This is a genomic window from Phenylobacterium sp., from assembly GCF_019636135.1.
GTDB lineage: Bacteria > Pseudomonadota > Alphaproteobacteria > Caulobacterales > Caulobacteraceae > Phenylobacterium.
The window spans coordinates 15,537-39,904 of the sequence record NZ_JAHBYD010000034.1; the positions used below are offsets into that span (position 1 = coordinate 15,537).

The 24,368-nt window shown below is 70.6% G+C and carries 22 protein-coding genes; 14 read left to right on the top strand and 8 right to left on the bottom strand.

Going from position 1 to position 24,368, the window contains the following annotated elements; genetic code table 11:
• Positions 1-279: 279 nt before the first annotated feature.
• Complete coding sequence (locus KF737_RS19445; protein WP_296459024.1) at positions 280-948, bottom strand: PEPxxWA-CTERM sorting domain-containing protein; 669 nt, start codon at positions 946-948, stop codon at positions 280-282.
• Positions 949-1,468: 520 nt separating this feature from the next.
• On the opposite strand from KF737_RS19445, the gene KF737_RS19450 reads away from it, so the two are divergent.
• Positions 1,469-2,836, top strand: a complete 1,368-nt coding sequence (locus KF737_RS19450; protein ID WP_296459028.1) for a cytochrome P450 — start codon at positions 1,469-1,471, stop codon at positions 2,834-2,836.
• Between the two features lie 11 nt (positions 2,837-2,847).
• Here the strand turns inward: KF737_RS19450 and KF737_RS19455 are convergent, their stop codons facing one another.
• The 4 genes from KF737_RS19455 to KF737_RS19470 are packed head-to-tail and all read right to left on the bottom strand — an operon-like array spanning position 2,848 to position 5,425.
• Complete coding sequence (locus KF737_RS19455) at positions 2,848-3,249, bottom strand: type II toxin-antitoxin system VapC family toxin (RefSeq protein WP_296459031.1); 402 nt, start codon at positions 3,247-3,249, stop codon at positions 2,848-2,850.
• Positions 3,246-3,473 carry a hypothetical protein gene (locus KF737_RS19460; RefSeq protein ID WP_296459034.1) on the bottom strand — a complete coding sequence of 76 codons (228 nt, stop codon included), beginning with the start codon at positions 3,471-3,473 and terminating at the stop codon, positions 3,246-3,248. The genes KF737_RS19455 and KF737_RS19460 overlap by 4 nt, the downstream gene beginning before the upstream one ends.
• Positions 3,474-3,509: 36 nt before the next feature.
• Positions 3,510-4,196, bottom strand: coding sequence for a M24 family metallopeptidase (locus KF737_RS19465; protein WP_296459037.1), 687 nt, complete (start codon positions 4,194-4,196; stop codon positions 3,510-3,512).
• Between the two features lie 53 nt (positions 4,197-4,249).
• Positions 4,250-5,425 (bottom strand): amidohydrolase family protein, encoded by a 1,176-nt coding sequence (locus KF737_RS19470; RefSeq protein WP_296459040.1) that lies wholly within the window; start codon positions 5,423-5,425, stop codon positions 4,250-4,252.
• A 134-nt stretch (positions 5,426-5,559) separates the two neighbouring features.
• Between KF737_RS19470 and KF737_RS19475 the strand changes: the two genes are divergently transcribed.
• The 4 genes from KF737_RS19475 to KF737_RS19490 all read left to right on the top strand — a co-directional run bounded on the left by KF737_RS19475 (position 5,560) and on the right by KF737_RS19490 (position 10,259).
• Entirely contained in the window at positions 5,560-7,287 is a 1,728-nt protein-coding gene (locus tag KF737_RS19475) for an alpha/beta fold hydrolase (protein WP_296459043.1), read from the top strand.
• A 46-nt stretch (positions 7,288-7,333) separates the two neighbouring features.
• Positions 7,334-7,711 (top strand): cupin domain-containing protein, encoded by a 378-nt coding sequence (locus tag KF737_RS19480; protein ID WP_296459046.1) that lies wholly within the window; start codon positions 7,334-7,336, stop codon positions 7,709-7,711.
• Between the two features lie 164 nt (positions 7,712-7,875).
• Positions 7,876-9,294, top strand: coding sequence for an MFS transporter (locus tag KF737_RS19485; RefSeq protein WP_296459048.1), 1,419 nt, complete (start codon positions 7,876-7,878; stop codon positions 9,292-9,294).
• 56 nt (positions 9,295-9,350) lie between these two features.
• Positions 9,351-10,259, top strand: coding sequence for a hypothetical protein (locus KF737_RS19490; protein ID WP_296459051.1), 909 nt, complete (start codon positions 9,351-9,353; stop codon positions 10,257-10,259).
• Here KF737_RS19490 and KF737_RS19495 read toward each other — a convergent pair.
• Positions 10,256-11,503: an aspartate kinase gene (locus tag KF737_RS19495; RefSeq protein ID WP_296459055.1), complete on the bottom strand. Its 1,248-nt coding sequence runs from the start codon at positions 11,501-11,503 to the stop codon at positions 10,256-10,258. The two genes, KF737_RS19490 and KF737_RS19495, sit on opposite strands and share 4 nt — an antisense overlap.
• A 165-nt stretch (positions 11,504-11,668) precedes the next feature.
• On the opposite strand from KF737_RS19495, the gene KF737_RS19500 reads away from it, so the two are divergent.
• The 6 genes from KF737_RS19500 (at position 11,669) to KF737_RS19525 (ending at position 16,862) form a co-directional block, all read left to right on the top strand.
• On the top strand, positions 11,669-12,136 hold the full coding sequence (locus tag KF737_RS19500) for an AbrB/MazE/SpoVT family DNA-binding domain-containing protein (RefSeq protein ID WP_296459058.1): 468 nt from the start codon (positions 11,669-11,671) through the stop codon (positions 12,134-12,136).
• Entirely contained in the window at positions 12,129-12,512 is a 384-nt protein-coding gene (locus tag KF737_RS19505; protein WP_296459061.1) for a type II toxin-antitoxin system VapC family toxin, read from the top strand. Before KF737_RS19500 ends, KF737_RS19505 begins: the two co-directional genes overlap by 8 nt.
• A gap of 4 nt (positions 12,513-12,516) precedes the next feature.
• A complete protein-coding gene (gene ubiG / locus KF737_RS19510; RefSeq protein WP_296459064.1) occupies positions 12,517-13,266 on the top strand; it encodes a bifunctional 2-polyprenyl-6-hydroxyphenol methylase/3-demethylubiquinol 3-O-methyltransferase UbiG in 750 nt (249 codons plus the stop codon).
• A gap of 42 nt (positions 13,267-13,308) precedes the next feature.
• Positions 13,309-14,112, top strand: coding sequence for an FkbM family methyltransferase (locus tag KF737_RS19515; protein ID WP_296459066.1), 804 nt, complete (start codon positions 13,309-13,311; stop codon positions 14,110-14,112).
• An 82-nt stretch (positions 14,113-14,194) separates the two neighbouring features.
• Complete coding sequence (locus KF737_RS19520; RefSeq protein WP_296459069.1) at positions 14,195-16,066, top strand: FG-GAP-like repeat-containing protein; 1,872 nt, start codon at positions 14,195-14,197, stop codon at positions 16,064-16,066.
• 109 nt (positions 16,067-16,175) lie between these two features.
• Positions 16,176-16,862: a nitroreductase gene (locus tag KF737_RS19525; protein WP_296459072.1), complete on the top strand. Its 687-nt coding sequence runs from the start codon at positions 16,176-16,178 to the stop codon at positions 16,860-16,862.
• A gap of 183 nt (positions 16,863-17,045) precedes the next feature.
• On the opposite strand, the gene KF737_RS19530 is transcribed toward KF737_RS19525, so the two are convergent.
• Positions 17,046-18,860 carry an NAD(P)/FAD-dependent oxidoreductase gene (locus KF737_RS19530; protein ID WP_296459075.1) on the bottom strand — a complete coding sequence of 605 codons (1,815 nt, stop codon included), beginning with the start codon at positions 18,858-18,860 and terminating at the stop codon, positions 17,046-17,048.
• A 305-nt stretch (positions 18,861-19,165) separates the two neighbouring features.
• Between KF737_RS19530 and KF737_RS19535 the strand changes: the two genes are divergently transcribed.
• Positions 19,166-20,785 (top strand): long-chain fatty acid--CoA ligase, encoded by a 1,620-nt coding sequence (locus KF737_RS19535; RefSeq protein ID WP_296459077.1) that lies wholly within the window; start codon positions 19,166-19,168, stop codon positions 20,783-20,785.
• A gap of 78 nt (positions 20,786-20,863) precedes the next feature.
• Positions 20,864-21,781 carry an alpha/beta hydrolase gene (locus KF737_RS19540; RefSeq protein ID WP_296459082.1) on the top strand — a complete coding sequence of 306 codons (918 nt, stop codon included), beginning with the start codon at positions 20,864-20,866 and terminating at the stop codon, positions 21,779-21,781.
• A 127-nt stretch (positions 21,782-21,908) separates the two neighbouring features.
• On the opposite strand, the gene chrA is transcribed toward KF737_RS19540, so the two are convergent.
• Positions 21,909-23,093 carry a chromate efflux transporter gene (gene chrA / locus KF737_RS19545; RefSeq protein ID WP_296459085.1) on the bottom strand — a complete coding sequence of 395 codons (1,185 nt, stop codon included), beginning with the start codon at positions 23,091-23,093 and terminating at the stop codon, positions 21,909-21,911.
• Positions 23,094-23,238: 145 nt separating this feature from the next.
• Here chrA and KF737_RS19550 point away from each other — a divergent pair, with 145 nt between their 5' ends.
• Positions 23,239-24,321, top strand: coding sequence for a Zn-dependent alcohol dehydrogenase (locus tag KF737_RS19550; RefSeq protein WP_296459087.1), 1,083 nt, complete (start codon positions 23,239-23,241; stop codon positions 24,319-24,321).
• Positions 24,322-24,368: the final 47 nt, after the last annotated feature.

Below are 24,368 nucleotides of genomic sequence, written 5' to 3' on the forward strand. Positions count from 1 at the left end.
CTTTTCGAACCACGAACGAACACGAACCACACGAACGCCTCCGGGATGGACCCGCCGCCGGACGCACCCACGACCCGTTCGTGTGGTTCGTGGTTGAATCCATGCGGCGCCGACGCCCCCGCGCGAGCCTGAAGGTTCGCCCTGACACCGACCCTTCCCCCCCCCCCTCCGCTCATCCCCGCGCATGCGGGGACCCAGGCTTGCTTCTGGCCAGCGCGCCGGGCGGTTCCAAGGGAAGTCTGGGTCCCCGCGTGCGCGGGGATGAGCGGGGGGGGGGCGTCAGGCCCTGGCGGGGCGGCGGCGGAGCATCGCGCCGGCGGCGCCGAAGCCCAGGATCATCAGCGCCCAGGTCGAGGGCTCGGGGACGCCCTGGTTGGGGAGGAATGCGCCGTCGAAGCTGATGCTCGTGATCGAGCCGCGGAAATCAACGTAGCCGCCGCTCGGGCCGCTCAGAGAGCTCGATGAGACCCTCGCTCCGGCGTCCTGCGTCCGTGCGGCGAAGTAGTCGGCGGGATCTGTAGAGGGCGAGCGCGGCCCACCCGTCGGGAGCCGCAGGAAATTTGTGGACAGGTACAAGAGCTCATCGCCCGGGAGCGAAGGCGCGAAGTCCCCCCGCAGGGCTATAAAGTAGCTCGTCTGGATGGAGATGTTGTAGACATTGGCGGAGGAGGCCGTGGTGGTGGTGCTGTCGAACGACAGGTCGCCCAGGGTGAAGGCCCAGGCCGAGGCGTCCCAAATGCCCTGCTGGCCGGGGTCCTCGAAGGTCATGCTCAGCGTCCACGCCATCGGCACGTCGTGAGCGAAGTCGGCGTCCACTTGGGACCCGAGCGCGCCGTCGACGACCTTGGTGTCCAAGGTGCCGCTCATCTGCACGGTGACCGCCGCTGCGGCCGGCCCGGTCATCGTGAGCGCGGCCGCCGCGGCCGCCGCCATCGTGAACCTGCGCATCGAAGCCTCCCCGTGAAGACGATCCGCTAACGAACGCTCCGTTCGCATGCGGGTCAAGTGGGTACACGCGACGGGCGAGTCCGTGCGCCTATAACTGTCGCGTAGGTAGAGATGTGGATCAGGCCTCGTGTCCCCGAATCCTGGACTCCGAGGCCTGGATCCGGATATCTGCCGCGCTGGCGGATGTGCGGGGTCTGGACTTGTATTTGACCTGGAACCCGCCCATTTCGGGCGCGCCGGGACACGCCAGCGCCGCATGGATTCAACCACGAGCCACACGAAAGACGCGAACGGGCCAGGCGGTCGGCCGTTGTTCTCGATGTCGCGCATCGCGGGGGATGGGCCGTGGAGAGGAAGGAAGTCTGGGTCCCCGCATGCGCGGGGATGAGCGGAAGCTGCGGGTCATTGCCGACGTCTGGGTTCACGCTCCGCGCTGCCCCACCCTGGCCGCTTCGCGGCCTGTCCCTCCCGGGGAGGGAAGGGCGTGGCGTGTGTCGCGGGTTTTCCCTACCTTCGGGGGGTGGCGCTGGACGACATCCCCAGGACCCGGCCGACACCGCCCGGCGTGACGCCGCCGGCGCAGCCGCTGCCGTATTTCCACGCGCTGTGGAAGCTGATCGACAACCCCATCGAGGCCTGGCCGAAGGCCGTCTACGAGGAGCCGTTCTTCGAGCGGGGCCGGTTCCTGTATGCGGCCGACCCGGCCATGCTGAAGGACATCCTGCTCGACCGGATGGGCGCCTTCCCGAAGGACTGGATGTTCGACCGGGTGACCAAGCCCGCGCTGGGCGAGGGGCTGCTGACGGCGCAGGGCGAGCACTGGCGCTGGCAGCGGCGGGCCGCCGCGCCCGGCTTCCGGCCCGACAACGTCGCGGCGATGACGCCCGCGATGGTCGCGGCCGCCGAGGCGGCGCTGGGGCGCTGGCGCGAGATGGGCGAGGGCGCGCGGCTCGATATCGCCACGGAGATGACCGCCATCACCTTCGAGGTGATCCTCGACACCATGCTGTCGGGCGGCGAGGGCATCGACGTGCCGCAGGCGGCGCGGAAGATCACCGACTACCTGGAGACGCTGGGCGGCATCAACGTCGCCGACCTGCTGCAATGGCCGACCTGGACCCGCGTGGCGATGGCGCCCCGCGGCCACCGGGCGATGGTCTACCTGAAGGCGATGGTCGACCGGATGGTGGCGCGCCGCCGCAACCAGCCGCCGCGCGGCGACCTCGTGGACCTCCTGATGCAGGCGCAGGACCCGGAGACCGGCCAGCGGATGGATGACGCCCTGCTGCGCGACAACCTGCTGACCTTCATCGGGGCCGGGCACGAGACGACGGCGCTCGCGCTCACCTGGGCGCTCTACCTGCTGTCGGTCGACCCGGGGACGGCGGAGCGGGTGCGCGCCGAGATCGCGGCCGTCGCCGGCGACGAGACGATCGGGAACGGCCACGTCGAGCGCCTGGCCTTCACCCGCCAGGTGGTGCAGGAGGCGATGCGGCTCTACCCCTCGCTGCCGCTGATGAGCCGGATGTGCGCGGAGGACACCGAGGCCGGCGGTCATCCGGTGAAGGCGGGGACCTTCGTCTTCATCCCGATCTACGCGCTGCACCGGCACCGCCGCCTGTGGCGCGACCCGGACGTGTTCGACCCGGACCGCTGGGGGCCGGAGGAGAGCGCCGGCCGCCACCGCTTCGCCTACCTGCCGTTCGGCGGGGGCCCGCGCGTGTGCATCGGCCAGACCTTCGCGATGATCGAGGCGGTGGCGGTCCTGGCGACCCTGGTCCGCGGCGCCCGCCTCGACCACGACCCCGGCCACAGGATCCGGCCGGTGATGCGCGTCTCCATGCGGCCCCAGGGCGGCATGCCGATGACGCTGCGGCTGCGCGAGTGATCCGTTGAGGCCTATTCGAGCCCGATGGTCTCGATCTTGGCGCGATGGCCGTGCGAGCGGGCGAGTCGCGCGTCTGTCGTCAGAAGCGTGGCGTCAAGCGCTTCGGCCAGGGCCACGTAGGCGGCGTCATACGCGGTGATGGAGTCGCGAAGTTCCCAGATGCGCGGCAGCAAGAGGTCATGCACATGGCGCGCAACGGGAAACACGACCCAAGCTTCGAGCGATTGCCGAGCTCTTTCCGAGCTCATCTGGCCTGCCTTCACATGTCTCCGCAGCGCCTGGACGACTTCCAGATCGATCAGGTGCGGGGCATGCAGTTCTTCGCCGACGGCGAATACGCGGAGTTCCAGCGCCTTCGCCGTCGGCTTCTGAAGCAGCAGGTCGAGCGCCGCCGACGCGTCGACGACGATCAACGCGAGTCGCGCTCGGCCCGCACCGCTTCAGCGGACGTTTCGGATATGACGACAGGGGGCAACGCAGCCAATCGCGCCCGCATCTCCTCAAGCGTCGGCCGGTCGGCCACGGCTTTCATTTCTCTGAGCAGCATGTCCGAGAGCGAAAGGCCCACCATGGCTGCCCGCGCCTTCAGGCGTCGATGCAACTCTTCGGGCACGTTGCGAACTTGGATCATCGTCATGTGCTGCACATTATCACATGTGCGGCACATGCGCCACTAAGCCGCCGCCACGCTCTCGCGGATCAGGAGGTCTTCGTAGAAGGCGCCGATGGGGCGGGTGGGGTGCGCGATCTGGATCTCCAGGATCCAGAGGCCTGTGGTGGGCGGGGCGTCGAAGTCGCCCAGGGCGCCGGCCTTGTAGATGGCGTGCGGGAAGTCCGAGACCCGGTGGCCCTTGACCTCCCAGTTGAGCCGCCAGCCCATCGCCTCGGCGCGCTTCACGGCGAAGTCGTAGAGCGCCGCGCCCGACAGGCCCTCGTCGCGCCAGCGGGCCGCGACCTCATGCCAGAGCGTGCGGGCGGCTTCCGCGCAGGCGGCCATCTCCGCGTCGTTCCCGACCGTGAAGGTGTCGCCGGCGTCGCCCTCGTGGCCGTCCCAGACCGCGCCCAGGTCGACGTAGAAGATGTCGTCCGCCTGCAGCACGTAGTCGGGCTGGAACGCGCCGAAGAAGGTCTCCAGCGTGCCGGGGCCGAAGCGCACGACGTTCCTGTGCCACAGGCGCTCCATGCCCATGGCCTCCAGCACCTCCTGGGCGATCTCGCCGCCGCGGCCCTCGGTCATGCCGGGGCGGATGGCGGCGCCGATCCGCCGCACCGCCTCGAACGTCAGGTCGCGCGCCTTCAGCATCTTCTCCACGGAGAAGGCCTCGCCCACGGCTTCGTCCTGGGCGTTCGGATCGGACATGGCGGGGCCTTCTGCGGACGCGGTTCGGATCATACGGTGTCGCGCCGGCCCGCTCAGGCCGCCTCGGGGAAGATGCGCAGGAAGTTCCCGGCGTAGAACTTGTCGCGCACCGCCGCCGGCCGCTCGCCCAGCGCCGCCTCGAACCGTCCGATCGGGTTCCGGCCGCCCTCGATGTGCGGATAGTCCGACGAGAAGAGGTAGAGGTCCGGGTTCGACTGGTCGATGAAGGCGCCCACCTCCTCGAAGACGAAGGGCGTGAAGGCCATCTGCTGGGTGAGCTGTTCGCTGGGCGTGCGGCGCAGCGCCTGCAGGTTGGCGTCGTTGCGGCTCCAGTGCTTCACCACCCAGTCGAGGCGGCGCAGCAGCTCGGGCACCCAGCCGGCGCCCAGCTCGACCGAGGCCCCGCGGAGCGTCGGGTGCCGCTCCAGCACCCCGTCCAGCACCATCATGGTCAGGAACTGCTCGGGGCCTTCGTGCAGCAGGGCGACGTCCTTGGTGCGCAGGTTCTCGCCGCCGCCCAGCCAGTCCTTGGTCGGCGGGCGGCCGTTGTTCATCCAGGCCTTGGCGAGCTGCAGCGGCGCGCCGCCGACGTGCAGCAGGAAGGGCGTGCCGGTCTCGGCCAGCCGCGCCCAGAAGGGGTCGAGGTCCACGTGGCCCGGCGAGCGCTCGCCGCAGGGCCGGTGCGGCACCCAGGCGGCCTTCAGCCCGGCCGAGAGCGCGAACTCCAGCTCGGCCATGGCGAGTTCGGGATCGTCCAGCGGGACGACGGCGACGCCCATCAGCCGCGGGTCGGCCTTGCAGAACTCGGCCATGTGGCGGTTGTGCGCGCGGGCCGCGCCGTAGCGCAGGCGGTGCTCCAGCTTCGACGAGGGCGAGAACGGCATCGCCACGCTGTGGGTGGCGAACACGAGCTGCTTCCTGAAGCCCAGCAGGTCCATGGCCGTCGAGCGGTCGGCGGCGTCGAACGCGCCCAGCGCCTGGATCTCCTTCGACTTCTCGATCAGCCGGTCGCCCAGCGCGATCTGCTCGGCCACGTGCTCGGGGCTGTGCCGGTTGCCCTGGCCCACGATCACCGCCACCTCCTCGTCGGTGACGATGGAGGCCGAGTAGCTGACCTCCGGGATCTCGTCGCGCAGGCCGGGGTCGGCATAGGCCTTCAGGAAGTCGGGCAACTCCATGATGTGGCTGTCGGCATCGTAGAACGCGCGGTCCGCGGGCGCATAAGGCATCGGTATCCTCCCCTCGTCGTTTTCCCGACTATGCGCCCGAGGCGCCGCGGAGTCACACACGCAGCGCGGCTTGAGCTTCACCGCGCAGGCGCGCATCGTCCGCGTCGACGGGAAGAGACGGACGGGGGACGGGCATGCGGAAGTGGCTGGCGTTTGCGCTCGCCTGGCTGGTCGTGCTGGGCGGGGCGTTCCTGGCGGGCCGGGTGCAGACCGACGGCGGGCGGGTCGCGGTGAGCGAGGTGCGCATCCCCGCCGAGGACGGCGTCACGGTCTCGGGCCTGCTCTACCGGCCGCGGGGGGCGACGGCGGCGACGCCGGCGCCGGGCGTGCTGGTCAGCCACGGCTACATCAACACCCGCGAGATGCAGTCGCCGTTCGCCATCGAGCTGTCGCGGCGCGGCTACGTCGTGCTGGCCATGGACATGACCGGCCACGGCTATTCCGGCGGCATCGTGGGCACGGCCGGCTTCGGCGGGCCGGCGGCGCTGCGCTACCTGAAGGGCCTGCCGTTCGTGGACAGGGCCGCCATCGGGCTCGAGGGCCACTCCATGGGCGGCGGGCCGGTGATGGCCGCGGCGCTCTCCGATCCCGACGGCTACCGCGCCATCGTGCTGGAGGGCTCGACGCCGGGCCTGCTGGGCGCGCCGGCGCCCGAGACGCCGAGGAACCTCGCCGTCGTCTTCGGCCAGTACGACGAGTTCGCGGGCCTGATGTGGGGCGTGCCGAAGGGCAGCGACGTCGCCAGGAGCCCCAAGCTCGCCAAGGTGTTCGGCGTGGCCGGGCCGGTCGAGGAGGGGAAGCTCTACGGCTCGATCGCCGACGGCACGGCGCGCATCCTGGCCAACCCGCCGATCACCCACCCGTGGGAGCACTTCTCCAACGCCGGCGTGGGCGACGCGGTCGACTGGTTCCAGCGCACCATCCCGCCGCCGAACGCGATGAGCCCCGCCGATCAGGTGTGGCTGCTGAAGGAGGTTGGGACGCTGATCGCCTTCGTCGGGCTCGTGGGGCTGATCGTGACCACCTTCGACGTGCTGCTGGGCCTGCCGGTCTTCGCGGCGCTGAACCAGCCCGCCCGGCCGGCGACCGGGCGGCGGAACGGGCGGTGGTGGCTGTCGCTCGTGATCACCGCGGCGCTGCCGGCGCTCACCTACTTCCCGCTGATGAAGGTGGGCCAGCTCTTCTTCCCGATGGCTCCGTTCCCGCAGTGGGTGCAGAACCAGCTCCTGGTCTGGGCGCTGGGGACGGCGCTGATCTCGCTCCTGATCGGGCTCGTCCTGCGCAGCCGGCCGGCCTTCACGAACCGCTGGGGGCTGTCGATGCTGGCGGCGCTGGCGACCATGGCGGTCGCCTACGCCTCGATCCTGGTGATCGATGCGGCGTTCAAGGTGGACTACCGCTTCTGGGTGCTGGGCCTGAAGCCGCTCGACGCGGCGCGGTCGCTGCAACTGCCGGGCTACCTGATCCTCTGGAGCCTGTTCTTCCTGGTGGCGATCCGCGGGCTGGCCGCCAACATCGCCGTCGAGGGCGAGGGGATGCTCGCCGCCATCTCCTGGGGCAAGGTCGCCATGGCGGCGGGCTTCGGCGTGCTGGTGATCTGGGAGTACGCGACCCTCTTCTCGACCGGCCTGCTGGGCACGCCGACCGAGCCGCTGAACACGGTGATCGCGATCCAGTTCGTCCCGCTGCTGGGCGTCATCGGGATCATCGGGGCGTGGACCTACCGGCGCACCAACTCCTACGTGCCGGGCGCCCTGATCTGCGCGCTGCTGATAAGCTGGTACGTCACCTCCGGCACCGCCAACCACTGGCAGCCGGGCTTCGAGCCGGCGCTGCCCGGCGCGCCGGCCGCGAAACGCTGATTGCGAACCATTCGCAACTATGATCCCCTCCGCGCGGAGGGGATGCATGGACGCGTCATCGCCGGAAGCCATCGACTTCGCCGCCGCCGTGCTGGCGCTGCGGCGTGACGGCGGCATCGCGGCCCTGCCGAAGGGCGCGCGGCTGCCGCGGCTGGACGGCTTCACCATCGGCGTCTGGGAGACCGACGTCGGCGCGCCGCACGGCGGCGAGCTGCACCCTGACGGCGACGAGTTCCTGTTCCTGATCGAGGGCCGCCTGGATGTCCGCCTGGGCGAGGGCGAGGAGGCCACGCACCTCTCGGTCGAGGCCGGCCAGGGCTGCGTCGTGCCCCGCGGGGTCTGGCACAAGGTCACGCCCGTCGGCCGGTGCCGCATCCTCTTCATGACGCCAGGCCCGGCGATCGAGTTCAGGCCGCCCGCCTGATCCGGTAGGTGCAGCGCCGCGCGCCGGCGCAGGATATGATCCCCGCGCTCGATCGTGACGTCGGGGCCGGGGACGGTGCGGAAGACCTCCAGCCCGGCGCGGCGGAATCCCTGGCAGGCGGCGGCGGAGGTCTGGTCGATTTTGACGTGGTCGAGGTTGTCGGAATGAAGGACGCCCCTGAAGGCGAGATGGGGGAGAACACCTGGGCCGACCTGCTGGCCGAGGGCCGGCTGCCGCGGTTCGCGCTGATCATGCTGGGCGTGTGGCTGAACGCGGCCGACAGCCTCGTGACCTCGACGATCCTGCCCAGCGTGGGCGCCAGCCTCGGCGGCTACGAATACTTCTCCTGGGCCACCGCCGGCTTCTTCGTGGGCGCGATCCTCGCGGGCGCCAGCGCGGGGCGGCTGTCCGAGATCTTCGGCCTGCGCTCGGCCACCGCCATCGTGGGCGTGGTCATGGCTCTGGGCTGCGTGATGAGCGCCATGGCGCCGAACATCGAGACGTTCCTGCTGGGCCGGCTGGTGCAGGGGCTGGGCTCGGGCTGGATCTCGGGCTTCGCGATGGTGGCCATCGCCTTCCTGTTCCCCGAGCGGCACCTGGCGCGGGTCTTCGCCGCCGTCACCTTCGTCTGGGGAATCGCCACGCTGCTGGGGCCGCTGTTCGGCGGCGTCGTGGTGGAGACCGGCGACTGGCGCGACGTCTTCTGGCTCTTCGCCCTGCAGTCGGCCGTGTTCAGCGCCGCCGCGCCCTTCCTGCTGGGCGCGTCCACGAAGGGGCGGGGCGGTCCCGGCATTCCCTGGACCCAGCTCGGCGTGCTGGGCGTCGGCGTCTCGGCCATCGGGTTCGCAGACCTTGCGCCCACGGCTGCCGCCTCCATCGGCCTCGTCCTGGCCGGCCTCGCGATCCTGGGCCTCGTGGTCTGGATCGACAGCCGGGCCCGGGTGCGCCTCCTGCCGCACCGCGCCGGTGACCTCGCGACGGTGGTGGGCTCGGGCTACTTCGCCATGTTCGCCCTGACCGCCGCCTCGATGGGCTTCTCGATCTACGGCCCCCCGATCCTGCAGCAGCTCAGGGGCTTCACGCCGCTCTGGGCGGGCTACGCCATCGCCGCGGAGTCGGCGGCGTGGACGGTCGCGGCCATGGCCGTGGCGCACGCGGGCGCCGTCTGGGACGCGCGCTGGACCCGTTTCGGCGCGCTGCTCCTGGTGGCCAGCCTGGTGATCCTGGCCTGGGTCATGGCCGATGGGCCGCTGGCCTGGGTGCTGGTCGGCGGCGGGCTGATGGGGGCGGCGTTCGGCTTCTCCTGGGCCTTCATGAGCCGCCGCGTGCTGGCCGCCCTCAGCGACGAGGATCGCGCCATAGGCTCGTCCGGCATCACCGCGGTGCGGCAGAGCGGGGCCGCGGCCGGGGCCGCCATCGCCGGCGTCGCCGCCAACCTGGCGGGCTTCTCCGCCGGCCTCACCGACGCCTCGGCGCGCGCGGCGTCGCTCTGGGTCTTCGTCTCGGTGATCCCGCTGGCGGTGGTCGGGACCTGGGCCGCGTTCCGCCTGACCGGAAGCGCCAGGGCCGCCCAGGCCGGATAGGGCGCCAACCTTTGCCGCATTGCCAAGCCGGCAAGCCGCGGGTTTGATCTCCGGCCATGGGTTTGGCGGACCATGGCGTTCCCGAGGGCGCGACGCGCGATGTCGCCCTCGCGCGGCTGTCGTTCGCCTTCCTGCTGGACGAGATGGCCAACGGCGTGGCGGGCCTCGAGCCGTTCGAGGCGCTGCTGGTGCTGGCGGTCAACCAGGCCAACATCGCCCCGCTGACCCGCGATCCGGCCGCCCGCGCGCGCTACGGCCAGCTCGACGCGCCAGCCCCCGACGACGAGCGCCGCCCGGTCAGCATCAACGCCGTCGCCGCTTCGCTGGGCCTGCCGTTCGAGACCGTGCGCCGCCGCATCCGCCGCCTGGCCGCCGCCGGGGTCTGCACGATGGGCGCCGAGGGCGTCGTCGTGCCCGCCGCCTTCCTGGCCTCGCCGACCTATCTGCGTTCGGTGATGACGGGGCATCTGCGCCTGCGGGCGTTCTACTTCGATCTCGCGGCCCGCCGCCTCGTCGACGACCTGCCGGGCTCGGCCTACCCGCCGGAACGGGACGTCCCGATCCGCGCCGCCGCGCGTCTGCTGTCCGACTATGTGCTGCGCACCTGCGAGGGGCTGATGCGCGAGGCGGGCAACGTCATCTCGACGCTGATCCTGACCGCGCTGCTCGTGGCCGCCCTGGGTGACGACCCTGCGCCGGTTCCGGTGAAGGCCATCGCCGCGCAGCTCAGGCTGCCGGCCGAGACGGTCCGCCGCCATGTCCTGCAGATGGCGGAGGACGGCCTCTGCGAGCGGAGCGTCCTGGGCGTCGCCATCACGCCCCGGATCCTCGCCCGGCCGGGCCTGCAGTTGCTTTTCGCCGACAACGGCAAGCACGTGCAGCGCCTCCTCGCCGGCCTCGCCGAGCGCGGCGTCATCCTGAGCTGGGAAGGCGGGGCCGGCCAGGCCGGCCGCGGCGCCGCCTAGAGCTGATCCAGCCCGTAGGCCGCGTGCAGGGCGCGCACGGCGAGTTCGGTGTAGGCGGCGTCGATCAGGACGCTGATCTTGATCTCCGACGTCGAGATCACCTGGATGTTCACGCCCTTGGCCGCCAGCGCCTCGAACATCGCCTTGGCGACGCCGGTGTGGCTGCGCATGCCGACGCCGATGACCGAGACCTTGGCCACGTCGTCGTTCAGGCGCACATCCTCGAAGCCCACCTCGCCCTTCATGCTCTGCACGATGTCGACCGCCCGCTGCGCGTCGCGCTTGCCGACGGTGAACTCCATGTTGGCCGTGTCGGCGACGCGGGCGTGGCTCTGCACGATCATGTCGACGTTGACGTTGGCGTCGGCCAGCGCCCCGAAGATGGTGGACGACACGCCCGGATGGTCGGGCAGGCCGAAGAGGCTGATCTTCGCCTCGTCGCGGCTGTAGGCCACGCCGCTCACGATCCGCTTCTCCACGATCTCCTCCTCGTCGCACACGATGGTTCCCTGGCCCGGCGCTTCGCCGGGCTCCACAAAACTCGACAGCACGCGCACGGGCACGCCGTAGGCCATGGCCAGCTCGACCGAGCGCGTCTGCAGGACCTTGGCGCCCAGGGACGCCATCTCCAGCATCTCCTCGTAGGAGATCTTGGGCAGCTTCCTCGCCCTGGACTCGATGCGCGGGTCGGTCGTGTAGACGCCGTCCACGTCGGTGTAGATGTCGCAGGCCCCGCCCACCGCCGCGGCGATCGCCACGGCCGAGGTGTCGGAGCCGCCACGGCCCAGGGTGGCGATGCGGCCGTCGCGGGTCACCCCCTGGAAGCCGGCGATCACGGCGATCTCGCCCGAGTCCATCGCGGCGCCGAGCTTCTCGGGCGGGATGTCGTCGATGCGCGCCTTGCCGTGGGCGTCGTCGGCGACGATCGGAATCTGCCAGCCCATCCAGGAGCGCGCAGGGAGGCCCATGTTGCGCAGCGTCATGGCCAGGAGGCCGGCGGTCACCTGCTCGCCCGAGGCGACCACCACGTCGTACTCGTCGTCCGAGGCGGGAAGGCCCTGCGCCGCGGGACCCGCGCCGTCGGTCCAGGCGACCAGCTCGTTGGTCTTGCCGGCCATGGCGGAGACCACGACCGCCACCTTGTGGCCCGCCGCCTGCTCGGCCGCCACCAGCCGCGCCACGCGCCGGATCCGCTCCAGGTCGGCCACCGACGTGCCGCCGAATTTCATCACCAGGCGAGACACCGCGCGCCGATCCCTCCGAACGAAAGCGCGCCGTCATAGCGGCGGGGTGGGCGGCGCACAACCGACTTGACGGCGAGTGTCGGAGTGTCTAACTACCTACATACATATCTTCTCTAGATAGGTGTTGCCATGAATTCGGAAACGGCGCGGATAGTAGCGTCCGACATGACCTGGGCGGACAAGATCCGCGCGCTGGACGCCGCCGGCCATTCCAGGGCCGAAATCCAGAAGCTGCTCGGCAAGCGCTACCAGCATGTCCGGAATGTCCTGGAAGGCGACAAGTTCGGACGGCGATCCCGGACGCCGGCCGCGATCCCGGAATATGAGGCGCCCCCAGAACATGGGGGCGTCGCCGAGCCGATGCAGACGTTCGGCGGCGTCCACCGGCTGACGGTCGAAGCCGACGGTTCCATTCGTCTTCCGGCGGCGGCCCAGGCCGTACTCGGCCTGCGGCCGGGCAGCGTGCTGATCGCGGAATTGGGCGAGGATCGCCTGGTGATCCTGAATGCCGGGGCGGCCATGGCGCGTGTGGACGCGCTGATGGCGCCGTTCCGCTGGCAGGGTGGCCCGCTCGCCTCTGACGAGCTCATCGCCGAGCGGCGGGCCGAGGCGGCGCGCGAGTCCGATGCCTGACGCCGTCCTCGATTCGTCCGCGGTCCTGGCGCGCATCTGGCGCGAGCCGGGATTCGAGCGGGTGGACGCGGTGATCGCGGGCGCGCTGATATCCTCCGTGAACGTAGCGGAGGTTATCCAGAAGCTTGTCGAGCGCGGCGCCGACGACGCGACGGCGCGGGATATTCTCGACAGCATGCCCCTGCGGCCCGAGCCGCTGGATGTGGAAGCCGGTATCCGGACGGGCCTGTTGCGCAGGGCGACGCGTCGCGCCGGGCTGTCTCTGGGCGACCGGGCCTGTCTGGAACTCGCCCTGCGAAAGGCGATGCCCGTCTACACCGCCGACCGCGCCTGGGCCGAACTGGACCTCGGCGTGGAAGTCGTGCTCATACGCTGACCGCATGACCGCCGCCCGATCCAGCATCGATCCCGCCGAAGTCGAGACGTTCTCGAAGATCGCGGCCGAGTGGTGGGACCCGCGCGGAAAGTTCGCGCCGCTGCATCGCTTCAACCCCGTCAGGCTGGCCTTCATCCGGGACCAGGCGCTCTACCGCTTCGGCCGCGACGCCAGGGCGCGCCGGCCGTTCGAGGGGCTGCGCCTGCTCGACATCGGCTGCGGCGGCGGGCTGCTGTCCGAGCCTATGACGCGGCTGGGCTTCCAGGTCACCGGCGTCGACGCCTCGGAGAGGAACATCGCGACCGCCTCGGCCCACGCGGCCGAGCAGGGCCTTGCGATCGACTACCGCGCCTCCACGGCCGAGGCGCTGCTGGCGGCCGGCGAGCCGCCGTTCGACGTGATCCTCAACATGGAGGTGATCGAGCACGTGGCCGACCCGGGCGCGTACCTGCGCGACTGCGCCAGGCTCCTGAAACCCGGCGGCCTGATGATCGTCGCCACGCTGAACCGCACCCTGAAGGCGCTGGCGCTGGCCAAGATCGGCGCGGAATACGTGCTGCGCTGGCTGCCCGTGGGCGCGCACGACTGGTCGAGGTTCCTGAAGCCCGGCGAGATCCGCGGCTTCCTGTCCGGAGAGCCGGTCGTTGTGGACGGCCCCTTCGGCGTCGTATTCAACCCGCTCACCGGCCGGTGGACGGAATCGGCCGACACCGACGTGAACTACATGATGACGGTGGTCCGCGACGCAGCCTGAGGGAGGCCGCGCGGGCCGTTGGGGGCGGACAAGGGAGTACCGATGCCATCGCTCCGTGTGCTGGGGCACGCCTTCCGCGCCTGGCGCCGCAACAGGACGTGGGCCAAGCATGAGCCCGAGACGCCGTACCTGGCCGACCTGCTGTCGGGCTCGCCGGTCTGCCTGCACGTGGGCGCCAGCGACGGGCGCCACTCGTACGTGATGACCCAGGTGGCGCCGAAGGCCCGCATCTACGCCTTCGAGCCCTCGGCCTTCGCCTTCCAGGTGCTGAAGACCTGCGTCGCCTGGCACCGCATCGGCAAGCAGGTGACGCCGGTCCACGCGGCGGTGGCCGACAAGCCGGGCGAGCTCCTGCTGGTGACGCCGAAGAAGAGCTCGGGCCGCATGGGCCGCGCCTACGCCTACGTCGCCGAGGCGAAGCCGGAGGGGGCCGCGCGCCCCGACCTCGACGACACCGGCATGGACGTGCAGCCGACGCCCGTGGTGGTGCTGGACGCGTTCTGCGCCGAACATGGCGTGGGCAGGGTCGACTTCATCCGCATGGACATCGAGGGCGCCGAGCTGCGGGCGCTGATGGGCGCGGTGGGCATCCTCGACCGCGACCGCCCGCACGTGCTGCTGGAGATCCACCCGGCCATGCTCGCCGAGCGCTTCGGGGCGTCCGGCGAAGCGGTGCTCGATATCTTCCGCGACCGCGGCTACCGCATGTTCGCCCTGAACGGCGACCGCCTGGAGGAACGCACGACCCTGGTCGAGGGCCTGCCCTGGAAGGACTACTTCTTCATCCACCCGTCGAAGTCCGCCCGCCTCCCCGACGGCGTCTTCAAGGCGCGGATGGCGGCTTAGGGCGTCTTTCCATGCGAAAGGGCTTGCCGTCCGGCGCGGCGCTTCCCTAGCTAGCCGCAGGTGCGCGACCGGGGGGACTGCTGTGCCGAACTACTACGCCTCGACGGATTTCTCGGTCGCTCTGCGGGCCGGCTTCACGGGTGCAGCCGCGACTGAGTTCGTCATCGGCGACTTCAACGGTGACGGCCGGGCCGACGTCATGGTCGGCTACTTCCTGTTCCCGCTGGAGAACCGGGCCGTGCCGATCCGGGTGCTGGGCGGCGACGGGACCGGCGGGTTCACGGACATCACCGCGGCCCTGTTCCCTGGCGGCGCGCCCACCACCATCTTCGCCAGCGAGGCCGTGGCCGGCGACTTCAACCGCGACGGCAAGCTGGACGTCTTCTTCGCCGACATCGGACTGGATGCCGCGCCGTTCCCCGGCGCGCCGAACACACTGGTGCTGTCGTCGGGCAATGGGCTGATCAACGCCTCGAACCGGCTGCCGGCGATCGGCAACAACTTCAGCCACTCGGCCGAAGCCGCCGACATCGACGGGGACGGCGACCTCGACATCTTCATCGGCAACGGCGACCCGCGGCCGTACTTCCTGATCAACGACGGGGCCGGGAACTTCACCCTGAGCCGCGCGGGCCTGCCGGCCATCGCCGGCGCGCCGTTCAACGCAGCGTCCGAGACCTGGAACTCCGAGGCTTTCCTCGATGTCGACAGGGACGGCGACCTCGACATGTTCCTGGGCACTTCCGGCGCCACCGCCACGCCCAACCGGCTGTTCATCAACGACGGCCACGGCAACTTCTCCGTCGCGCCGGTGAACCCGCCGATGCCGGCCATCCCCGACATCCGCAACACCAACAACGTCGACGCCAAGACGTTCGACGTGAACGGCGACGGCCTGCCCGACGTGGTCTCCACCTTCTCGCGTGACGACGGGACCGGCGCCTTCCGGCCCTACGTCCAGGTCCTGATCAACAACGGCGACCTGACCTTCCGCGACGAGACGCTGAGCCGGCTGCCCGCCAGCACGCGCACCGTGGACGGCCAGTTCATCGAGCGCATCGAGGTCGTCGACATCAACGGCGACGGCTACCTCGACATCTTCGCCACCAACCATGTGCGCACGCCGATTTACCTGAACGACGGCACGGGCCGGTTCCTGGAGATGCCCGAGGGCACGCTCGTCACTGACGAGTTCATGCAGCGCACGACCGGCGACCTGAACGGCGACGGCCGCATCGACGTGATCGCCTGGCGGGGCGACTTCGGCGACGTCGAGAACTATCGCGTCTACCTGGCCGTCGACCGGGGACTGACACAGGTCGGAACGTCCGGCGCCGACGGCTTCATGGGCGACGGCGACGGTGAAACCATGAACGGCGGCGCCGGCGACGACGTGATCTTCGGCGGAGGTGGAACGAACTATCTGCGCGGCGACGAGGGGAACGACACGATCATCGGTGGCGCCGGCTTCGACGACATCAACGGCAACATGGGCGACGACAGCTGCGTCTCCGGCGGCGGCAACGACTGGGTGGTGGGCGGCAAGGATAACGACACCCTGGTCGGCTCAGCTGGAGAGAACCTCGTCTACGGCAATCTTGGCAACGACAGCTGCGACGGCGGCGCGGGGAACGACACCGTCCGCGGCGGGCAGGACAACGATGTCTGCTTCGGCGGAGCGGGCGACGATTTCGTCTCGGGCGACAAGGGCGACGACACCATGACCGGCGGCGAGGGGGCCGACCTCTTCCATACGTTCGGCGATGCGGGGATCGACCGGGTGACCGACTTCAGCCTGGCCCAGGGTGACCGCGTGATCCTCGATCCCGGGACGCAATACACGGTGAGCCAGGTGGGCTCCGACACGGTCATCGACATGACGGGCGGCGGGAAGATGATCCTGGTCGGGATCCAGATGAGCACGCTGACGCCGGGCTGGATCTTCGGCGCCTAGCTTGCCGGGCCGACGCGTCGTTCCGGAGCCGACGTCGCCAATCGCGGCAGACCCTGGGAGGTCGCGGTGGACGTAACGTCACTCGGGCGGCCATGCTATCGGAGTCGCCATGACGCAGACCTACGACGACGTTGTGATGGGCCGCCGCAGCATCCGCGGCTACAAGCCCGACCCGGTTCCGCGGGAACTGATCGAGGAGATCATCGCGCTCGCGATGCGCTCGCCGTCGTCGATGAACGTGCAGCCCTGGAACTTCTACGTGATCACCGGCGAGCCGCTGGACCGGATCCGCGCCGGCAACACCGAGCGCAACGTCTCGGGCGTGCCGCAGTCGCGCGAATTCCGCATCGGGACCAAGGGCTTCGAGGGCAAGCACCGCGAGCGGCAGGTCGGCGTGGCCAAGCAACTGTTCGGCGCCATGGGCATCGCGCGCGACGACAAGGCGGCGCGGCAGGACTGGGTGTTGCGCGGCTTCCGCCAGTTCGACGCCCCGGTCTGCATCATCGTGACCTTCGACAGGGAGCTGGAGGGCATGGACGACGCGCCCTTCGACTGCGGCGCGGTGGCGACCGCGCTCGTCAACGCCGCCTGGTCACGCGGCCTGGGCGCGGTGATCAACAGCCAGGGCATAATGCAGTCGCCCGTGGTGCGCGAGCACGCCGGCGTCGCGGACGACCAGGTGATCATGAAGAGCATCGCGCTGGGCTGGCCGGACGACACCTTCCCGGCCAACGCGGTGGTGTCGGAGCGCAAGTCCGTGAAGGACGCGACGGTGTTCGTCGGCTTCGACGAGTAGTTCCCCAACACCTGTCATCCCGGTTTCGCCGCAGGCGAAGACCGGGACCCAACCGTCAGGCGTATCGATGGCGGGAGCGCGGCCCTGACGGTCGGGGCCAGATCACCAGCTCAGAGCACCGGACGGTTGGGTCCCGGTCTTTGGCCTGCGGCCAAAACCGGGATGACAACCGTTGATCCGCGCCTACCGCAGCTCCAGGCCCTTCAGCTCGCCTTCGTCGCGCCATTTCCGGGCCAGGGCGAAGAAGGCGTCGGAGCCGGGGCCGTAGAGGTTGTCGAACAGGCCCTTGCCCTCCCCCGCGTGGCCCTCGCCGTTGTAGTAGCCGGGCGTGCAGTCCTGGCGGAACGCCAGGTTATTGAGCGCGGTGTCGCGGATGGTCTGCAGCCAGCCCGCCTCGCCCTCGGCCGTCACTTCCACGACCTGCGCCTGCCGCAGGTCCGTCTCGCGGACCACGTGGGCCACGTGCGTCGCCTGCTCGTCCAGCATGTGCGGGAAGTTCGGGGTCAGGGTGTTCTGCGTGATGCCCAGGTGGAAGCAGTTCGGGAACCCGGCGGCCGACAGCCCGTGCAGGGTGCGCATCCCGTCGCGCCAGTGGTCGGACAGCTTCCGACCGCCCTTGCCCACGATCTCGAAGCCGGCGCGCCGCGTGTAGGCGGTGCCCACCTCGAAGCCGGTCGCGAAGATGATGCAGTCGACCTCGTACTCGACGCCGTCGAACACCAGGCCCTTCTCGGTGACGCGATCCACGCCGCGGCCCAGCGTGTCCACGAGGGTCACGTTCGGGCGGTTGAAGGTGGGCAGGTAGTCGTCGTTGAAGGTCGGCCGCTTGCAGAACTGGCGGTACCAGGGCTTCAGCGCCTCGGCGGTCGCCGCGTCGGTCACCGTCTCGTCCACCCGCGCCCGGATCTGGTTCATCTTCCTGAAGTCCGACAGCTCCATCTGCCTGGCCAGCTCGTGCGGGTCGAGCGCGCTGGCGTCGCCGGCGGCCAGGCGCGCGGCGACGCCGGCGCCCAGGTTGCGGATGATGTCGGTCCAGCCGTCCTGCACCAGGTCCTCGTCCTGCGGCAGGCCGCTGACGAGGGTGTTGAAGTTGCGCATCCGGCGCTTCTGCCAGCCCGGCGTCAGCGTCTTCACCCACTCGGGATCGGTCGGCCGGTTGCCGCGCAGGTCGACCGAGCTGGGCGTCCTTTGGAAGACGTAGAGGTGCTTCGCGTGCTGGCCGAGGTGCGGCACGCACTGGATGGCCGTGGCTCCGGTGCCGATGATCGCCACGCGCTTGTCGGCGAGGTTCGTGAGGCCGCCTTCGGACGAGCCGCCCGTGTAGGCGTAGTCCCAGCGGCTGGTGTGGAAGCTGTGGCCCTTGAACTCGGCGATGCCCGGGAGGCCCGGCAGCTTCGGCCGGTTGAGCGGGCCGCTCGACATCACCACGTAGCGGGCCTTCATGGCGTCGTCGCGGTTGGTGGTGATCAGCCAGCGGTTCTCGTCCTCCAGCCAGCGGATCTCGCGGATCTCGGTCTGGAAGCAGGCCTTGGAATAGAGGTCGTAGTGCTCGCCGATCCGGGCGGCGTGCTCGCGGATCTCCTTGGCGTAGCTGTACTTCTCCTTCGGGACGAAGTTCGTCTCCTCGAGGAGCGGCAGGTAGATGTAGGCCTCGATGTCGCACTGGGCGCCCGGATAGCGGTTCCAGTACCAGGTGCCGCCGAAGTCGCCGCCCTTCTCGATGATGCGGATGTCCTGCACCCCGGCCTCGCGCAGGCGCGCCGCCGCGATCAGGCCGCCGAACCCGCCGCCCACCACGACCACGTCCACGCTGTCGGTCAGGGGGCTGCGCGTGAAGCCCGGGTCCACGTAGGGATCGTCGATGTAGCGGGCGAAGTCGGCGGCCACCTCGACGTACTGGTCGTTGCCGTCGGCCCGCAGGCGCCGGTCGCGTTCGGCGCGGTACCTGGCGCGCAGGGCGTCGGGGTCGAAGTCGAGGCTGTCCAGGACCGCGTTCATGGTGGCTCCTCCCGATGGTCTTTCCCGGAACCAGACACCCGGGCGGGCCGGAACTCAAGGCATTCGCTGATCGGCGTTCACCTGAGCTCACACTCATCATCGTCATCCCGCGACTTGTTCGCGGGACCCATGAACACGGAGGGTGGGTGGTGATGTGCGGCCTCACCGCTGCGGGCCGACTTCAGGCGCCAGAGATCATGGGTCCCGCGGACAAGCCGCGGGATGACGTAAGGGGAAGATGGGCGCTGGCTTTCCCGAACGTGCAGCGGCGTCGTAGCCTCACCGCGAAACGCCCCGGAGGACCGATGCTTGCGCTCATGATGGACCGGCCGCTGACGCTGCCCTCGATCCTGGAGCACGCCGCGCTCTACCACGGCGGCCGCGAGGTGGTGACGCGCACGGTCGAAGGGCCGATCCACCGCTACGGCTACGCCGACGCGCTCGCCCGCGCCAAGCAGATGGCCAAGGCGCTCAAGGCGCTGGGCGTGCAGCCGGGCGACCGGGTGGCGACCCTGGCCTGGAGCACGCACCGCCACTTCGAGCTCTATTTCGCGGTCACCGGGATCGGGGCGATCCTGCACACGATCAACCCGCGCCTGCACGACGACCAGATCGTCTGGGTGGCCGACCACGCGGAGGACTCGGTCCTCCTCTTCGACATCACCTTCTCGGAGCAGGTCGCCAGGCTCGCGCCGCAGATGAAGACGGTGAAGACGGTCGTCGCCATGACCGACGCGGCGCACGCGCCGCCGGGCGTGCTCGCCTACGAGGACCTGCTGGCCGCCCAGACGCCGGACTTCACCTGGCCCGACCTCGACGAGAAGAGCGCGTCGGGCCTCTGCTATACCTCGGGCACCACGGGCAATCCGAAGGGCGTGCTCTACGGCCATCGCTCGACGGTGCTGCACGCGCTGGCGCTGGCGCTGCCCGACGCCTTCGACCTGTCGGCCCGCGACGTGGTGATGCCGTGCGCCCAGATGTACCACGCCAACGCCTGGTGTACGCCCTACGCCGCGCCGCTGGTGGGCGCGAAGCTGGTGCTGCCGGGCCGCGCGCTGGACGGGCCCAGCATCGCCGAGCTGATCGCCGGCGAGGAAGTCACCTTCCTGCTGGGCGTGCCGACCATCTGGGTGGGCGTGGCCGACCACCTGGACCAGACCGGCGGCCAGCTCACCAGCGTGCGCACCATCGCCATCGGCGGCTCGGCGCCCACCGCGGCGCTGATCGGCCGCGTCGAGCAGCGGCTGGGCGGCAAGGTGCGCCAGATCTGGGGCATGACCGAGACCTCGCCGCTGGGCGTGATCAACACCGCGCTCCCGACCCACGCCGGCGAGAGCGCCGAGGCCACGATGCAGCGCAAGCTGAAGCAGGGGCGCGGCCTGTGGGGCGTCGAACTCCGCATCGTGGGCGAGGACGGCGCCGAGCTGCCGCGCGACGGCAGGTCGACCGGGGCGCTGCAGGTGCGCGGGCCGTGGGTCTCGTCGGCCTACTTCAAGCAGGACGGCGCGGCGGCCTTCACCGCCGACGGCTGGTTCGACACCGGCGACATCGCCACCCTCGATCCCGAGGGCTACCTGCGCCTCACCGACCGCGCCAAGGACGTGATCAAGTCGGGCGGCGAGTGGATCTCGACCCTCGATCTCGAGGACGCCGCCTGCTCGCACCCGGCCGTCGCCATGGCCGCCGCCGTCGGCGTGCCGCACCCCAAGTGGGACGAGCGCCCGCTGCTCCTGATCACGCTGCGGCCCGGCCAGTCCGTCGACCCGGAGGAGGTGAAGGCCCACGTCGGCGCGCGGGTCGCCAAGTGGTGGACGCCGGACGAGGTCCGCATCGTCGACGCGCTGCCGCTGGGGCCGACGGGCAAGGTGCTGAAGCGCGAGCTGCGTGACCGGTGGAACACGCCGGCCGGGGCATCCGGCGCCTGACATGAACCTGACCGAACCACCTTATGAACCGTGCGTTCAGCCTCCACAGGTCATGGTGGACGCCAGGAGGTGAGTGTGTTGCGCAAACGGCCCAAGGGACTGCTGCAGATGGGATGGGCGGTGATCGACGCCGCCGCCAAGGGCCGGACCGAGCACGCGCCGACGTCTGCCGACTATCCCGAGGACGTCGTGCGCCGCACCAGCTTCATGTCGGGCGGCGGCCACGGCTGGCGCATCTCGGCCCTCGAGACGCCGCGCGACCACGCCCCGCCGTGGAAGATCGTGGTGATCACCGGCGCGCCCTCGTGGGCGGAATACTGGTCCGAGACCCTGGCCGACCTGCCGCAGGACCGCGAGATGATCGTGGTCGACCGGCCGGGCTATGCGAACTCCGAGCCGCTGACCCCCGTCACCGACATCCGCGTCCAGGCCGAGGCGCTGGCGCCCGTGCTGCGCGCGGCGCGGGGGCAGAAGGTGCTACTGGTGGGCCAGAGCTACGGCGCCGCCATCGCCTCGATCATGGCCGACCAGAACCCCGGCAAGGTCGCGGGCCTGGTCCTGCTCTCGGGCTTCTTCGGCGAAGCGGGGCCGACCGCGCGCTGGCTGCTCGACCTGGGCGGCAAGGCGCTGAAGATGATCCCGCGCGACCTGCGCAACGCCGTCATCGAGGTGACCGGCCAGAAGCCGCAGTTGCGCCACGCCCGGCGGGCGCTCAGCCGCGTGAACGTGCCGATCCACGTCATCCACGGCGACAAGGACGACTTCGCCCCCGTCGAGGTCGCCGAGAAGCTCGCGGCCGAGACCGTGACGCGCCGGCCGATCCGCGTGGTGCGCACCGAGGGCGCCAACCACTTCCTGAACGACGGGCCGTCCGAGATCCTGCTGGCCGCCATCGAGGCCTGCATCCCGACGCGGCCCAGCCTCTGGACCTTCCGCTGGCCGAAGCTGCCGCAACTCTTCCCCGCCAAGCTCCCGAAGACGGCCCCGATCGCCTGATCCCTCAAGTACGTCATGGCCCGGCTTGTCCGGGCCACCCATTGGGCTGTGACGCAGCGGGTTCGCACTGAGCTCACAGCCCAGTGGGTCCCCCGGACAAGCCGGGGGATGACGAGTTGGGAGGACGTTAGAGCAAGACCCCCGTCGCCACCGCGAAGCCGATGACCACCAGCCAGGGCGGCAGCTTCGCCACCTGCAGGAAGACGAACGCGGCGCCCACCAGCGCCCAGTCGGCGGGCACGCGGACGGTGGTGACGATCACCGGGTCCCATAGCGCCGCGGCCAGCAGGCCGACCACGGTCGCGCAGACCCCGGCCATCATCCCGCGCGCCCAGCCCTCGCGCTTCAGCCGGTCCCAGAACGGCAGCACGCCGGTGATCAGGAGCAGGCTCGGCAGGTAGATGGCGAACAGCGCGATCAGGCCGCCCGTCAGGCCGGTGGGGCCGTAGTTCTGCCGCGCGCCGACGTAGGCGGCGAAGCTGAAGAGCGGGCCGGGCAGGGCCTGGGCGGCGCCATAGCCGGCCAGGAACGTCTCCTGGTCGAGCCAGCGCCGGTCGACGATCTCGCGCTCCAGCAGCGGCAGCACCACATGCCCGCCGCCGAACACGAGCGATCCGGTGCGGTAGAACACGCTGGCCAGCCCCAGGCCCGTGTTCGACAGCAGGCCCGCCAGCAGCGGCAGGCCCACGAGGAGCAGCGCGAAGAGGCCGAGTGCGACCAGGGCGCTCTGCGGGTCGACGGCCTCGCCGGCCGCGTCGGGCGCCGCCTCGCCGGCCTCGCCGCGCAGCAGGGCCATGCCGAAGAGGCCGCCGCCCACCAGCGTGGCGATCTGCGCCGCCGGGCCGTGGACGAGGACGAGGCCGACCGCCGCGCCGATCGCCATGCCCGCGCGGACCGGCCCGATCGCCAGCGTGCGGGCCATCTGCGCCACGGCCTGCAGCACCACGGCCGCGGCGGCGACCTTCAGCCCGTGGATCCAGGCGTCGCCGAACCGCGCCGAGATCTCCGGCGCGTAGGCCGCGAAGGCCAGCATCAGCGCCGCCGAGGGCAGGGCGAAGCCCGCGAAGGCCGCCAGCGCGCCCGCGAGGCCGGCTTGCCTGAGGCCGATGGCCATCCCCATCTGGCTCGACGCCGGGCCGGGCAGGAAGTGGCAGAGCGCCAGCAGGTCGGCGTAGGCGGCCTCGGACAGCCAGCCCCGCTTCTCCACGAACTCGCGGCGGAAATAGCCCAGGTGCGCCACTGGCCCGCCGAACGCGGTGAGGCCCTGGCGCAGGAACGCCAGGAACACGTCGAGCGCGTTTACGGCCCTCATCGGCGGCGCGGCGTCCATCGCCTTCTAGATGGAAGGGTCCTGTGGCGTTGTCGAGGCGCAGTTGTTACCGCGATAGGGGCTTCCCACCGCCATCTGAACGGCGATAAGGCTGTGCCCAACAACTGTTCGAGAGGAAGGGAACGCCATGAAGGCCGCCGTGCTGCGCGAAGTGGGCAAGCCGCTTCAGATCGAGGACGTGCAGATCTCCAAGCCCGGCCCGCGCGAGGTGCTGATCCGCACCGCCGCCGCCGGCGTCTGCCACTCGGACCTCCACTTCATCGAGGGCAAGTATCCGCACCCGATGCCGGCCGTGCTGGGCCACGAGAGCTCGGGCGTCGTCGAGGCGGTGGGCTCGGAGGTCCGCAGCGTGAAGCCGGGCGACCACGTCATCACCTGCCTCTCGGCCTTCTGCGGCCACTGCGACCATTGCGTCACCGGCCATATGAGCCGCTGCGTGTCGCCCGAGACCAAGCGCCGCGAGGAAGATGAGCCGCGCCTGTCTTCCGCCAACGGCCCGATGCTGCAGTACCTGAACCTGTCGTCGTTCGCCGAGCAGATGCTGATCCACGAGAACGCCTGCGTCGCGATCCGCAAGGACATGCCGCTGGACCGCGCCGCCCTGATCGGCTGTGGCGTGATGACCGGCGTGGGCGCGGTGATCCACACCTCGAACGTCCGCCCGGGCGACACCGTGGCCGTCATCGGCTGCGGCGGCGTGGGCCTGGCGGCGGTCAACGGCGCGGCCCTGGCCGGCGCGGGCCGGATCATCGCCATCGACATGGCGCCGGGCAAGGAGAACCTGGCCAAGTCGATGGGCGCCACCGACTTCGTGCAGGGCGGCCCCGACGCGGTGAAGACGGTCATCGAGATGACCCGCGGCGGCGTGCAGCACAGCTTCGAGGCCATCGGCCTGGCGGCCACCGCCGAGCAGGCGTTCAACATGCTGGCCCGCGGCGGCACCGCCAATGTGATCGGCATGATCCCGGTCGGCCAGAGCATCAGCCTGATGGGCGCGGCCTTCCTGGCCGAGAAGCGCATCCAGGGCTCGCTGATGGGCTCCAACCGCTTCCCGGTCGACATGCCCCGCCTGGTCGACGCCTACATGGCCGGCAAGCTGCACCTGGACGACATGATCAGCCGCCGCATCCGCCTCGACCAGGTCAACGAGGCCTTCGAGGAGATGAAGACCGGCGCGGTCGCCCGTTCGGTCATCACCTTCGACGCCTGATCGCCGGCCGCCCGGCGGCGGACGCCGGCCCACGCCTCGGCGCGGGC

Coding starts and splice junctions, on each gene's coding strand:
- KF737_RS19445 (WP_296459024.1), bottom strand. CDS start 948: ATGCGCAGGTTCACGATGGCGGCGGCCGCGGCGGCCGCGCTCACGATG.
- KF737_RS19460 (WP_296459034.1), bottom strand. CDS start 3,473: ATGACGATGATCCAAGTTCGCAACGTGCCCGAAGAGTTGCATCGACGC.
- KF737_RS19465 (WP_296459037.1), bottom strand. CDS start 4,196: ATGTCCGATCCGAACGCCCAGGACGAAGCCGTGGGCGAGGCCTTCTCC.
- KF737_RS19470 (WP_296459040.1), bottom strand. CDS start 5,425: ATGCCTTATGCGCCCGCGGACCGCGCGTTCTACGATGCCGACAGCCAC.
- KF737_RS19475 (WP_296459043.1), top strand. CDS start 5,560: ATGCGGAAGTGGCTGGCGTTTGCGCTCGCCTGGCTGGTCGTGCTGGGC.
- KF737_RS19480 (WP_296459046.1), top strand. CDS start 7,334: ATGGACGCGTCATCGCCGGAAGCCATCGACTTCGCCGCCGCCGTGCTG.
- KF737_RS19485 (WP_296459048.1), top strand. CDS start 7,876: ATGAAGGACGCCCCTGAAGGCGAGATGGGGGAGAACACCTGGGCCGAC.
- KF737_RS19490 (WP_296459051.1), top strand. CDS start 9,351: ATGGGTTTGGCGGACCATGGCGTTCCCGAGGGCGCGACGCGCGATGTC.
- KF737_RS19500 (WP_296459058.1), top strand. CDS start 11,669: ATGACCTGGGCGGACAAGATCCGCGCGCTGGACGCCGCCGGCCATTCC.
- KF737_RS19505 (WP_296459061.1), top strand. CDS start 12,129: ATGCCTGACGCCGTCCTCGATTCGTCCGCGGTCCTGGCGCGCATCTGG.
- ubiG (WP_296459064.1), top strand. CDS start 12,517: ATGACCGCCGCCCGATCCAGCATCGATCCCGCCGAAGTCGAGACGTTC.
- KF737_RS19515 (WP_296459066.1), top strand. CDS start 13,309: ATGCCATCGCTCCGTGTGCTGGGGCACGCCTTCCGCGCCTGGCGCCGC.
- KF737_RS19525 (WP_296459072.1), top strand. CDS start 16,176: ATGACGCAGACCTACGACGACGTTGTGATGGGCCGCCGCAGCATCCGC.
- KF737_RS19530 (WP_296459075.1), bottom strand. CDS start 18,860: ATGAACGCGGTCCTGGACAGCCTCGACTTCGACCCCGACGCCCTGCGC.
- KF737_RS19535 (WP_296459077.1), top strand. CDS start 19,166: ATGCTTGCGCTCATGATGGACCGGCCGCTGACGCTGCCCTCGATCCTG.
- chrA (WP_296459085.1), bottom strand. CDS start 23,093: ATGAGGGCCGTAAACGCGCTCGACGTGTTCCTGGCGTTCCTGCGCCAG.
- KF737_RS19550 (WP_296459087.1), top strand. CDS start 23,239: ATGAAGGCCGCCGTGCTGCGCGAAGTGGGCAAGCCGCTTCAGATCGAG.